13 protein-coding genes and 1 tRNA gene are annotated in these 11,822 nt (G+C 40.5%); 1 reads left to right on the top strand and 13 read right to left on the bottom strand.

Annotated elements, in window-relative coordinates:
* Positions 1-20: 20 nt before the first annotated feature.
* The 6 genes from MUO15_RS19565 to MUO15_RS19540 all read right to left on the bottom strand — a co-directional run bounded on the left by MUO15_RS19565 (position 21) and on the right by MUO15_RS19540 (position 4,517).
* On the bottom strand, positions 21-1,202 hold the full coding sequence (locus tag MUO15_RS19565; protein WP_245031989.1) for a phosphoglycerate kinase: 1,182 nt from the start codon (positions 1,200-1,202) through the stop codon (positions 21-23).
* Between the two features lie 176 nt (positions 1,203-1,378).
* Positions 1,379-2,386, bottom strand: coding sequence for a type I glyceraldehyde-3-phosphate dehydrogenase (gene gap, locus MUO15_RS19560; RefSeq protein WP_245031987.1), 1,008 nt, complete (start codon positions 2,384-2,386; stop codon positions 1,379-1,381).
* 35 nt (positions 2,387-2,421) lie between these two features.
* Positions 2,422-3,450, bottom strand: coding sequence for a sugar-binding transcriptional regulator (locus MUO15_RS19555; protein ID WP_245031985.1), 1,029 nt, complete (start codon positions 3,448-3,450; stop codon positions 2,422-2,424).
* 143 nt (positions 3,451-3,593) lie between these two features.
* Entirely contained in the window at positions 3,594-3,827 is a 234-nt protein-coding gene (locus tag MUO15_RS19550; RefSeq protein WP_245031983.1) for a glutaredoxin family protein, read from the bottom strand.
* A gap of 228 nt (positions 3,828-4,055) precedes the next feature.
* Positions 4,056-4,283 carry a hypothetical protein gene (locus MUO15_RS19545; RefSeq protein WP_245031981.1) on the bottom strand — a complete coding sequence of 76 codons (228 nt, stop codon included), beginning with the start codon at positions 4,281-4,283 and terminating at the stop codon, positions 4,056-4,058.
* A 160-nt stretch (positions 4,284-4,443) separates the two neighbouring features.
* A tRNA-Arg gene (locus tag MUO15_RS19540) sits at positions 4,444-4,517 on the bottom strand.
* Between the two features lie 286 nt (positions 4,518-4,803).
* Between MUO15_RS19540 and clpP the strand changes: the two genes are divergently transcribed.
* Entirely contained in the window at positions 4,804-5,394 is a 591-nt protein-coding gene (gene clpP / locus MUO15_RS19535) for an ATP-dependent Clp endopeptidase proteolytic subunit ClpP (protein WP_245031979.1), read from the top strand.
* A gap of 132 nt (positions 5,395-5,526) precedes the next feature.
* On the opposite strand, the gene MUO15_RS19530 is transcribed toward clpP, so the two are convergent.
* The 7 genes from MUO15_RS19530 to MUO15_RS19500 all read right to left on the bottom strand — a co-directional run bounded on the left by MUO15_RS19530 (position 5,527) and on the right by MUO15_RS19500 (position 11,808).
* Positions 5,527-5,778: an HPr family phosphocarrier protein gene (locus tag MUO15_RS19530; protein ID WP_245031977.1), complete on the bottom strand. Its 252-nt coding sequence runs from the start codon at positions 5,776-5,778 to the stop codon at positions 5,527-5,529.
* 136 nt (positions 5,779-5,914) lie between these two features.
* On the bottom strand, positions 5,915-6,871 hold the full coding sequence (gene whiA, locus MUO15_RS19525; protein WP_245031975.1) for a DNA-binding protein WhiA: 957 nt from the start codon (positions 6,869-6,871) through the stop codon (positions 5,915-5,917).
* A gap of 289 nt (positions 6,872-7,160) precedes the next feature.
* Complete coding sequence (locus tag MUO15_RS19520; RefSeq protein ID WP_245031973.1) at positions 7,161-8,114, bottom strand: gluconeogenesis factor YvcK family protein; 954 nt, start codon at positions 8,112-8,114, stop codon at positions 7,161-7,163.
* Between the two features lie 3 nt (positions 8,115-8,117).
* Positions 8,118-9,002, bottom strand: a complete 885-nt coding sequence (rapZ, locus tag MUO15_RS19515) for an RNase adapter RapZ (protein ID WP_245031970.1) — start codon at positions 9,000-9,002, stop codon at positions 8,118-8,120.
* A 16-nt stretch (positions 9,003-9,018) separates the two neighbouring features.
* Positions 9,019-9,486 (bottom strand): 8-oxo-dGTP diphosphatase, encoded by a 468-nt coding sequence (locus MUO15_RS19510; protein ID WP_245031968.1) that lies wholly within the window; start codon positions 9,484-9,486, stop codon positions 9,019-9,021.
* A gap of 273 nt (positions 9,487-9,759) precedes the next feature.
* On the bottom strand, positions 9,760-10,710 hold the full coding sequence (gene trxB / locus MUO15_RS19505) for a thioredoxin-disulfide reductase (RefSeq protein ID WP_245036105.1): 951 nt from the start codon (positions 10,708-10,710) through the stop codon (positions 9,760-9,762).
* Between the two features lie 81 nt (positions 10,711-10,791).
* On the bottom strand, positions 10,792-11,808 hold the full coding sequence (locus tag MUO15_RS19500; RefSeq protein WP_245031965.1) for a tetratricopeptide repeat protein: 1,017 nt from the start codon (positions 11,806-11,808) through the stop codon (positions 10,792-10,794).
* Positions 11,809-11,822: the final 14 nt, after the last annotated feature.

Genomic DNA, 11,822 nt, shown 5'->3' with positions numbered 1-11,822 from the left:
ATTAATCACCTCTCCAAAAATTATTTATCGTTTAACAGAGCGACACCAGGAAGGTCTTTCCCCTCCATAAATTCTAGGGAAGCGCCGCCGCCAGTCGATACGTGGTCCATATCATCAGCGTAGCCGAATTTCTCTACAGCAGCAGCCGAGTCCCCGCCGCCGATAACTGTATAGCCTTTTGTATCTGCGAGAGCCTTTGCTACATCTTTTGTCCCATTCGCAAATGTCTCTAGTTCAAATACACCCATTGGGCCATTCCAAATGACTAACTTGGAATCTTTTATCACTTTAGCATAGTTAGCTCTCGTTTTTGGACCAATATCAAGTGCTTCCCAATCTGCAGGAATGTTATCGATCGCGACTTCTTTCGTACTAGCAGAATCAGAGAAATCGTCAGCAACAATGACATCTTCAGGCATTAAGAAATCGACACCTTTTTGCTCAGCTTTCTCCATATATTCTTTAGCAAGCTCAACTTTATCTTCTTCAAGCAGCGACTTGCCGATTTCGTGACCTTGCGCCTTCACGAATGTATAAGCTAATCCGCCGCCAATGATTAAATGATCTACTTTATCAATGAGGTTGTCGATGACGCCAATTTTATCTTTAACTTTAGCCCCTCCGATAATCGCTGTGAATGGCCGGTCAGGATTCGATAACGCTTTACCTAATACGTTGATCTCTTTTTCCATTAAAAAGCCGGCTACTGCAGGAATATGCTCAGCTACACCTGCCGTTGATGCATGAGCACGGTGTGCAGCCCCAAACGCATCATTCACATACAAATCAGCCATATTGGCAAAGGCCTTAGCTAACTCTGGATCATTTTTCTCTTCACCAGGATGAAAGCGGACATTTTCTATTAGGAGAATATCGCCACCCTGTGTTTCAGAGAGCGCCGTGTTTACTTCTTCGCCAACTACTCCATCGGTCTTCGTAATGGTTTGACCGATTAGCTCGCTTAATCGCTTAGCCACTGGATCAAGGCGAAGTTCTTCCACGACCTGCCCTTTGGGTCGTCCGAGGTGACTTGAAAGAACCACTTTGGCACCATTGCTAGTTAGATGCTGAATGGTTGGCAATGCTGCCTTTATTCTAGTGTCATCAGAAACTTCTCCTCCGCTCATTGGCACGTTAAAATCCACGCGACAAAACACGGTTTTTCCCCGAACTTCTACATCACGAATTGTTTTCTTATTCATGAATGGACAACCTCCTTTAAATTGGTCAGGTTAGTTCCTGTCCACTATGTACGTTTCCTCTACTGTGAAACGCCTAACCAGGAACCTTTCAAAACATGGATAAAGGAGGAGGACATGCTTGGACCTCCCCCTTTATCATTTAGCATACATGAAATTGTTAAGCAGTGATACTCGTATTATAGTCCTTTGCTCTTAAGATATACAGCTAGGTCTACACAACGGTTAGAGTATCCTGTTTCGTTATCATACCATGAAACAATTTTAACCATATTGTTTTCAAGTGTAAGTGTAGAAAGACCATCAATAATAGAAGAGTGAGTGTTTCCATTATAATCAGTAGAAACAAGCGGCTCATCACTATAGTCAAGAATTCCTTTAAGGTTGCCTTCTGCTTCTGCTTTAAGTGCTTCGTTCACTTCCTCCGCAGTCACATCTTTATCTAGTTCAGCTACAAGGTCAACGATAGATACGTTCGATGTTGGAACGCGCATAGCCATACCGCTAAGCTTGCCATCAAGCTCAGGAAGAACTTTCGCTACGGCCTGAGCAGCACCTGTAGTTGTTGGGATGATGTTCTCAGCCGCTGCCCGGGCACGACGATAGTCTTTGTGCGGCAGGTCAAGGATTTGCTGGTCGTTTGTGTAAGAGTGAACCGTTGTCATCATTCCACGTTTAAGACCAAATTTATCGTTTAATACTTTTGCGTATGGTGCAAGGCAGTTTGTTGTACAAGAAGCATTGGAAATTACGTGGTGCTGATCTTTGTCATACTGATCTTCGTTTACACCCATAACCACTGTTAGATCTTCCTGTTTCGCAGGTGCAGAAATGACAACTTTCTTCGCGCCGGCATCAAGGTGTTTCTTCGCATCGTCACGTTGTGTGAAACGTCCAGTAGACTCAACAACGATTTCAACTCCAAGATCTCCCCAGCCAAGGTTAGCAGGATCTTTTTCAGAAAGAACTTTAACTTCTTTCCCGCCTACTACTAGATTGTCACCATTTACAGTAACTTCTTCATCAAGTTTACCGTGAACTGTATCATATTGAAGCAGGTGTGCTAGCATATTTGCATCCGTTAGATCGTTTACTGCAACCACTTCCACCTCATTATTTTTAAGTGCAGCACGGAAAACATTACGTCCTATACGTCCGAAACCATTAATACCAATTCTTACAGTCATGCTTAATTCCTCCTTGAATTGTTAACATTTTTTATTTAAAGGGGATAATCCCTTATTAACTCTAATCCAGCACCTTCATCAGTGATTAGAACATTACTTTGACCTGGTTGAAAATAAGAAGCAATCGCCTGTGCTTTGGATTTCCCGCCGGCCACGGCAATCACATCACCAGCAGATGGTAAATCTTCTAACTGCAGGCCGACTGTTCGTACTTTGTGAACAATTTCGCCGGTCTGATTAAAATAATATCCAAAGGCTTCTCCTACAGCTTGTCTCTCATTAATAATCTCTAATTGAGTCTGTGGTGTTTTACGACGCTCTGCCATTGTAATAGCATCCCCCACTCCATGAATAACAATGCTTGCATTACGAATCATATTAAGAATCTCTTTAATAGAAGGTTCTTCGATGATCGTCTGATAAGATTCTTCACTTAGAGGATCTGGAACATAAAGCAGCCGGTAATCACCCCGTGCTTTTTTTGCCATTTCAGCGCAAATCGTATTTGCCTGATTCTCTACCCGCTCTCCGAGACCTCCACGGGCAGGGACGAACATACAATGATTAGCTTTTTCAAGAGGTGTCATCATCTCCGCTACGGAAGCCATGGTCGATCCGCCGGTAATGGCGACCGTTTCTCCTGTATCTAAATGTGTTTTCAAGTATTCAACACAAGCTTTACCCATTTCCTGTTTGACCCAATCTAACTCATCACTATCCCCGGGGATAACAACAACATGATCTAGTTTTAATTTTTCCTTTAACTGCTGTTCTAAAACCTTTATGCCCGTAACATCTTTTATAAACTCGGCAAGCTGTTCAAGAATGGTTTGCCCTTCATAAGTTAAATGCATACCTCTTGAGGTAATCTCTACGGCCCCTTGTTTACTAAGGAAATCCACTTCGCTTCTTACCGTTCGCTCAGCAAGCTGGCTGTTATCAGATAATGCTCTTCTTCCCACAGGCTGCATAAGTCGAATATAGTGAAGTAGTTGATAGCGTCGTTGCATAATCTCAAGAACATCAGGAAATAATTTCTTTTGTAAGTCAATTAAAGCTCTCATGAAAAAGCTCCTTTATATTGAAAAGTATATTCATTGGGATAGATATGTCCCAGGTAGTCACAATCCGTCCCACTCGGAGCAAAAAAATATCCTTTTCACCCTATATACTACCAGTGCCTATCAAGCTGTGCAACTCAAAAATCTTACTGTAAACGCTCTCTTAAAGAAAAAACATCAATTTGACGATAGTCAATTTTTTCTCCATTAATAAATAGTACGGGAATCTCAAGAAAATAAGCCTGGAGCAACTCTTCGTCTTCTTCAATATCAACCTCGGTAGTTTTTATCTGATATTCCATGGAAAGAAAGTCAACCAGTTCTTTTACCTCATCACATAATGAACAGTTATTCTTTCTGTAGAGTGTTAATGTATTCAATACTTTCTCCCCCTCTAATAATTAAAATGTACCATTTTCCTATTATTATTATAAGTGAGTGTTCAAAAAGTTGCCAAATGAGAAACAAGAAGTTTGAGGCGCGAAAGTTTTGAGGACCACAGCGTATGCTTCTAATACGTGAGGACCGGAAAAACCGAGCAACGAAGAAATTCGCCGTTTATCATTTGGTGACTTTTTGAACAACTTCTATAAATAAATAGAGCCACGTTAGGAAACGTGACTCTTGTAATCGTAAAACCCATGTTCAATTTTAAATTTTTTCGTTTCCAAAAACTCTTTTAATTCTATCCCACTTTCGCTGCGCTCAAGAGAACGGTAAAGTGATTTTAAATTAAATGACAGCCTTTTCTGTCTCTGTATATCAAAAACATGAATTCTGCGATCTTCTGGAATCTGTTCTGTTGATATGATTTTGAAACGAATAATAGTTGTCATAATATCTCCTTTTCGTGGAAGAGCAAGCGGCTTATCTATACACAATCAACATGCTTGATAATAGTTAATACTACTGAAAAAGACTAAAGTATTCAACTGAAAAACTCCCACCTGCAAAATTAAACAGTGTGGGAGAAAGCCAGATCAACTATTACAGTAGCGCGCCCGAGAGGATTCGAACCCCCGACACATAGAACCGGAATCTATCGCTCTATCCAACTGAGCTACGGGCGCAAATTACGAAAGGCAAAATCTATTATACGGTTGTTTGTGAGTAAAATCAAGACCATTTGTATTTGAATCTAACTAATTTTCATTATAAATCATAGGTTTATCCCTAATGAATTAGGGTATGATGGTATAGGGAAGTTCGGTTAAACGGACTCTGAAAAAGTTCGGCTAAGTACCAAGGAAATAGGTCAAAATGGAACAATCTTTTCGTTTGACCTTTCCTGACCTTAACTGTATGATAAAAACATATTCCATCATATATGTAATGATGAAAAGGAGGAAATTACAAATGAATTTAATCCCAACAGTAATTGAGCAAACAAATCGCGGAGAACGCGCCTATGACATTTATTCCCGTTTATTAAAAGATCGGATTATTATGCTAGGCAGTCCTATTGATGATAATGTTTCCAACTCAATCGTCGCACAGCTATTATTCTTAGCTGCTGAGGATCCTGAGAAAGACATTTCACTTTATATCAACTCTCCGGGTGGATCCATTACATCTGGTATGGCCATCTATGACACGATGCAGTTTATTGGACCTAACGTATCTACAATCTGCACAGGTATGGCAGCTTCCATGGGTGCTTTCCTTCTTAACGCTGGTGCAAAAGGAAAACGTTATGCATTACCTAACAGTGAAGTTATGATTCACCAACCACTTGGCGGTACACAAGGCCAAGCATCCGATATCGAAATTCATGCGAAGCGCATTATTAAGATGCGCGAGAAACTTAACCAGATCCTCTCTGAACGCACAGGTCAACCTCTTGAAGTAATTGAGCGCGATACTGATCGTGATAACTTCATGTCTGCACACGAAGCCGTTGAGTACGGTTTAATTGATAAAGTCATGGAAAAGACGAGCGATAAATAATTTATTTAGTAAAAGCCCGCTGGCGGAACCAGCGGGCTTTTACTATTGCTTTTATCGAAGTACATCATATGAGAACGTTCCCTTATGTCTTATCATTCACAAATTGTTCATATATTCACATGAAAATGTCTACTATTCTTTAACAAAATCAGCTAACTGATTTACAGCGTGTTCTTCATCGGTACCATCTGCTATTAGTGTAATTTCTTCACCATGACCTACTGCCAAACTCATAAGACCCATGATACTCTTAGCGTTCACACGCTTTTTATCCTTCTCAATAAATATGTGGGATGAAAAGCGGTTAGCCTGTTGTACAAATTGTGCAGCAGGTCTCGCTTGTAATCCTGTTTCTAGTTCAATGGTTATCGACTGTTCAATCACCAATCATTCTCCTCTCTCTATTGTCACTTCGATTATTTTCAGAAAGCGCATACAATCCCTTTAAATAAAGAACGCTCCCCGGTTGAAAGCGTTCCTTAATTTTAAATCATTATAGCATGAAATATTTAAGATTACATTAGTTTTGATTACTTTCCTTCACTTCTCCACGCCTAACTTTGTTCGCAAAATCGTCAATTTTTCGTAGACGATGGTTAATACCTGACTTACTTATCGGTGCTCCTGAGACCAACTCACCTAACTCTTTTAGTGATACCTCTTGATGCTGCAGGCGTAAAGTGGCGATTTCTTGAAGTTTGTCAGGCAATGCATCTAAACCAACGGACTTTTTAATAAACCTGATATTTTCTACTTGTCTAAATGCTGCACCGATTGTTTTATTTAAATTAGCTGTTTCACAATTGACGAGGCGGTTTACTGAATTACGCATATCCCGAACAATACGTACATCTTCAAATTTGAATAAAGCCTGGTGAGCCCCAATATTACTAATTAGTTCTGTAATTTTCTCTGCTTCCTTTAAATAAGTAATAAAACCTTTTTTTCTCTCCAATGTCCTTGCATGTAGATCAAAACCGTTCATTAGCTCACATAATGCTTCATTATGGGATTCATCAGACGAGTAAATTTCTAAATGATAAGAAGAAGTCTCAGGATTATTGACTGATCCTCCGGCCAGAAAGGCTCCACGCAAGTAAGCACGCTTACCGCCAGTTGATTTTAAATATTTCTTCGGAATTTCTGGATTGATGGAAAGAGGTCCATTCAAGATTTCTAAATCCTTTAATACCTTTTCCGCATTATCCTTCATTCTAACAATATACACATTATTCTTCTTCAAACGCATTTTTTTACGGACTAAGAGTTCGACTGGGTATGGATACAACTTTTTCAACAATGTATAAATACGCCTGGCAATGGCGGCGTTCTCTGTTTGGATATCCAACAAGTAGGACTGATTTGATAATGAAAATGTCCCATTCATACGGACAAGAGCTGCCAATTCTGATTCATTACTGCTCTCATCTGCTTCAACGTTCGTTAATTCCTTTTTAATCTCTGATGCAAACGACACGGATGTACACCCCCTATTTAAGAAAATTGCAAGCGACCTTGTAGACACGTTTTATGAAAGTTCGACTAAGATGGGCGCGTGTGTCGGAGATGTTTCAACACAAACGGCCCTATGTTGTGTAAGGTCTGTCCCCACAAAAACATACCGCCCCTACTTAACACACCTTGTAGAGCTACGGTTGAATCGCTTATACCTAGAAGGTCTTTGTGCCTCTAGGCTATACATTTGAAAAGCGTGAAGGGTCATTAAAACCACAACACGCAGACTTTTTACTTTTACAAAAGAAAATCTATAATAATGAATGAAGCAAATGAGCTAGTTTATTTGTATCATGACGGATCGTTGACTGACTTCTATCAATGATGTCTTCTTCAATAATTCTCAACCCCATTGCTTTAATACGATCCATATCATAATGGACTGGCTCTGCATTTTCTTCAGCGTAAACTTTTCTCATATTTTGCCCAATCGGTTTATTATGAACAATAACTGAATGGATACAGCCTTCTCCTACATGATCATGTAAGGTTTTCACATGATCAGCCGCTGTGTAACCTGATGTTTCTCCCGCTTGTGTCATCACATTGCAAACGTATGTCACCTTCGCGTTTGTTTCCCTTAGCGCCTGACCAATCTCAGGAATAATAATATTTGGTAATATGCTTGTGTACAAGCTTCCTGGTGCAATAACGATTAAATCAGCCGATGCTATTGCCTCCATTGCTTCTGGGAGAGGTTGAATAGGTAAAGGACTGACATACACGCGTTTGATGCGCTTATTCACTTTAGGAATGTTTGATTCACCTGTCACAAGAGTACCATCTTCCATTTCTGCATGAAGGTTCATAGAGTGATTGGCAATCGGATAGATATTCCCTTTCACATTTAACACACGTGAAATTTCTTTAACACCGTGGTAAAAGTCGCCCGTCATTGACGTCATAGCAGCTAATAGCAGGTTTCCCATCGAGTGGCCGGACAGTCCATTACCGTTTGCAAAACGATGTTGAAATAAATCAAGCAGCATAGGTTCTGCATCCGACAAGGCCGCCAGAACGTTTCTTATATCGCCGGGTGCAGGGATGGAAAGTTCATCTCTTAATCTCCCTGAGCTCCCCCCATCATCTGCAACGGTCACAATGGCAGATAAATCAATAGGGAAGTATTTAAGCCCCCTTAATAAAACAGGCATCCCCGTTCCTCCGCCAATGACTACAACCCTGGGCTTTTTAAGACGATCCATGGTTTACAAACCCTTTCTTTTGTCGATGTCTCGATGCGTAACATGTGTCACAAAGTCACTTGAAAAATAGTTAGAGAGATACTCAGCTAATGCAACGGAGCGGTGTTGTCCACCCGTACACCCAATCGCTACTACGAGTTGGCTCTTCCCTTCTCGTTTATACTGTGGAAGCATGAACTGCAGCAGATCCTTAAGCTTTTCAAGAAACTTCTGAGTATCTGACCACTTGAATACGTACGAGGATACTTCTGTATTCAGTCCTGTCAGCGGACGCATATTTTCAACGTAATGCGGGTTAGGCAAAAAGCGTACATCAAACATTAAGTCTGCATCAATTGGGACACCATACTTAAATCCAAAAGAAACCATCTGCACGGAAAACACTTGATGCTTTTGGGCCTTATAACGGTCGAGAATTCGTTCTCTTAATTCCTTTGGTTTCAAGCTTGATGTATTAATAAGCGTTTGTGCGCGACCCCTGAGTTCATCCAGCATCTTCCGCTCCTGACGAATGCCTTCTAGCGGAAGTCCATCTTGAGCTAATGGATGCGAACGTCTCGTTTCCTTATAACGGGAAACGAGCGATTGATCCTCTGCATCCAGGAAAAGAATGTGACTATCCAGCCATTCTTCTTTGCCCAAACGGTCTAATGCATCAAATAACGCATCAAAAAATTCACGTCCTCTTAAATCCATTACAAGAGCCACGTTTTTGATATTATTTGTTGAATCTTTCATTAAATCCAGAAATTTAGGTAAAAGAGCCGGCGGCAGATTATCTACACAAAAAAAGCCTAAATCCTCGAAGCTTTGTATCGCAACGGTTTTTCCTGCGCCAGACATTCCAGTAATGATAACGAGTTGGGTATTATTTTCTTTTTCTGCCATTAGCCTTCGCTCCTTACTACATAGGTCGAGACGGATCAAGGTCTTGATCTATCAGTTTAAAATCTGTCGTATACACAAATGTTCCATACACTTGTTCTTCACTTGATAAAATGTGTTTGAAAATATAACGATCCCCTTCTGCCATTGGCTTATTAAGCACCTCTTCTACAGCTACCCATTCAAGCTGACCCTCTTCACTCACTTCTAAAAGCTCTCCTTGATAATCCGTAGTATGGAAGGTAAACATCATCCATTCTTGAACCGTTTTATCCTGTTCCCTCATGATAAAGGTGAATGACCCTTTTAGCTTGGGATCTTTAATTTGCAATCCAGTTTCTTCTTTAAATTCACGTACGACGGAGTCTTTGATATTCTCTCCTGCTTCCATTTTACCGCCAGGAGCGACATACCATCCACGCCTCGGCTTCTTTAACATTAAAACTTGGTTATCTATTCGTAATATACAATTTGCAACACGTTGCACGTCTTGTCACCTCATTTTTCTCTAGAGGGCATTCTTTGTCTATTATACAATGAATACGTCTATCGCTACAATGTTATGCCTCTTTGAAAAAACACGTGCTTGCTTGGTATGTTGAATTCAGCTCATCAAAAAGCACACAAAAAAAAGACACAGGTGATAAACACCTGTGTCTTAATAGAGATTTATCTATTAAAAGGGGGTCAATTAATCACTTATATTGTACCCCATCAATGTTTCATGCGTGTTACAGGAGAGTTAAGATGGAGTTACTTTTTATTTAACTGCTTTTAGCTCCTCTAACAAGTTCTCAATATAATGCTGAGCAGACTGGGCAGCAATACTGCCATCACCTGTCGCTGTTACGATTTGGCGTAACTCTTTTTCACGAATATCTCCTGCTGCAAAAACACCTGGTACTTTAGTTTCCATTTTTTCATCTGTTTCAATATAGCCTTGTTCGTTTGTAACTCCAAGGCTTACAAACGGTTTACTGAGCGGAATCATACCGATATAAATAAAGGCGCCATCTGTTTCAAATTCATACTCTTCGTTTGTTTTATTATTATAAAGTGTAACACTGCCCACTTTTCCGTCTTTATCATTGATCGTTTTCACGACCGTGTCCCAAATGAAATCAATCTTATCATTGTCAAAAGCACGGTCTTGAAGAATCTTCTGGGCACGGAGTTCATCACGACGGTGAACAATCGTTACTTTGCTGGCGAAGCGTGTAAGATAAACCCCTTCTTCAACGGCTGAATCTCCGCCGCCTACGACGACAAGTTCTTTATCACGGAAAAATGCCCCATCACAAACTGCACAATAGGATACACCACGTCCACCTAACTCTTTTTCACCATCCACGCCTAGCGCTTTGTATTGAGCACCTGTCGTGATGATTAATGACCGTGTTTTATACTGTTTATTACCGGCAATAACCGTTTTATATTCTTTTCCTTCAATTACTTCTTTAATATCGCCATAAGCATACTCTGCTCCGAACTTTTTGGCATGATCAAACATTTTATTTGAGAGATCCGGCCCCAGAATATGATCAAAACCAGGATAGTTTTCAACATCTTCCGTATTCGCCATTTGACCGCCTGGAATACCACGTTCAATCATCAAAGTATCAAGGTTCGCCCTTGATGTATATACGGCTGCAGTCATCCCGGCTGGTCCGGCGCCTGCAATAATGACATCATAAATTCGTTCTTCCGTCATTGAATCATCAACTCCTTGTTTCACTCTAGCTTATCCTGTAAACATCATAGTAAATCTATTCAAAACCGTCCATTAATGTGCTTAAGAGCGAATCCAAGGCCCGCCCTCTTCACTTAGCTTCGGGAACTGCTTACAGCCCTTTTCCCAAAGTTGAAGCGCGCGGGCAGGATTTCCTGTGTGATAACACGAAATACTAAACCATTTATAGTAGTTTCTTCTACCGACTACTTGTTTATTCTTTAAGGCACGGAAACGCTCCACTGCTTCATTATATTGCCCGGCACGTGCCAACGTTTCAGCTATAGCCAGCTTTTGTTGTTCATGCATTGGAAATACATTTCTTAATGGATCAATTAACAGTTTCGCTTGCTCATCCTGTTGATTGGCAAGATAAAAGCAGGCTAGATTCACAAGACTGTGAATATTTTTTTCGTCTTTCTTTAGCCACGCTTTTTCCAATTCAATGGCTTCATCTTCTTCCCCGCTATAAAACAAGGCATAAGCATACTTGTGCTTAGCAAGGTTGAATTCCGGAAACAGCTCCATCATTTCCTGCAAAACAGGCAAAGCTTGGTCCCATTCCTCATGCTCTAAATGATAAAAAGCCGTTTCCTGGTATATAAGAAGTTCATCTTCATCATCGAAGGCAAACTCATCTTCATCATCTTCCTCTTCTAAGGAATTAAGCATACCAAGAAGTTGTTCAGCAGCTTCTTCAAAGTCTCCGTCATCCGTTCGTTCCAAATATTTTTCAGCATATTTTTTTGCATCATTCAATAGGCCAAGATGTGCATAGTTGTTGGCCATAAGATAATAGCAATCCGTATATTGGTCCCCGAAATTAATAATCACTTCACTTAACAGCTGATTTGCAGCATGATAAGAGCCAATTTCAGTATAGACGACTGAGAGTTGACAGGAGTAAAGTGGTTCATCCGGACTCATCTCAATGGCTTTTCTTAACCATTTAACGGCAGCATTAAACCGCCGCTTTTTAAAGGCATGGATCCCATGAGAAAAGTAAAAATTCCCTGTTGGTAAAAAAGGGATCACATTTGTCTTTTCATTCCTTGCAGTAGGATTCGTTGATGTCGTCATGACTGTCCCCCTAT

Origin of the sequence: Halobacillus amylolyticus (assembly GCF_022921115.1) — a bacterium.
GTDB classification, from domain to species: domain Bacteria; phylum Bacillota; class Bacilli; order Bacillales; family Halobacillaceae; genus Halobacillus_A; species Halobacillus_A amylolyticus.
This window is presented reverse-complemented; position numbering and strand designations above follow the sequence as displayed.

Coding starts and splice junctions, on each gene's coding strand:
- trxB (WP_245036105.1), bottom strand. CDS start 10,710: ATGACGGAAGAACGAATTTATGATGTCATTATTGCAGGCGCCGGACCA.
- MUO15_RS19500 (WP_245031965.1), bottom strand. CDS start 11,808: ATGACGACATCAACGAATCCTACTGCAAGGAATGAAAAGACAAATGTG.
- MUO15_RS19555 (WP_245031985.1), bottom strand. CDS start 3,450: ATGAGAGCTTTAATTGACTTACAAAAGAAATTATTTCCTGATGTTCTT.
- clpP (WP_245031979.1), top strand. CDS start 4,804: ATGAATTTAATCCCAACAGTAATTGAGCAAACAAATCGCGGAGAACGC.
- rapZ (WP_245031970.1), bottom strand. CDS start 9,002: ATGGCAGAAAAAGAAAATAATACCCAACTCGTTATCATTACTGGAATG.
- MUO15_RS19520 (WP_245031973.1), bottom strand. CDS start 8,114: ATGGATCGTCTTAAAAAGCCCAGGGTTGTAGTCATTGGCGGAGGAACG.
- gap (WP_245031987.1), bottom strand. CDS start 2,386: ATGACTGTAAGAATTGGTATTAATGGTTTCGGACGTATAGGACGTAAT.
- MUO15_RS19545 (WP_245031981.1), bottom strand. CDS start 4,283: ATGACAACTATTATTCGTTTCAAAATCATATCAACAGAACAGATTCCA.
- MUO15_RS19565 (WP_245031989.1), bottom strand. CDS start 1,202: ATGAATAAGAAAACAATTCGTGATGTAGAAGTTCGGGGAAAAACCGTG.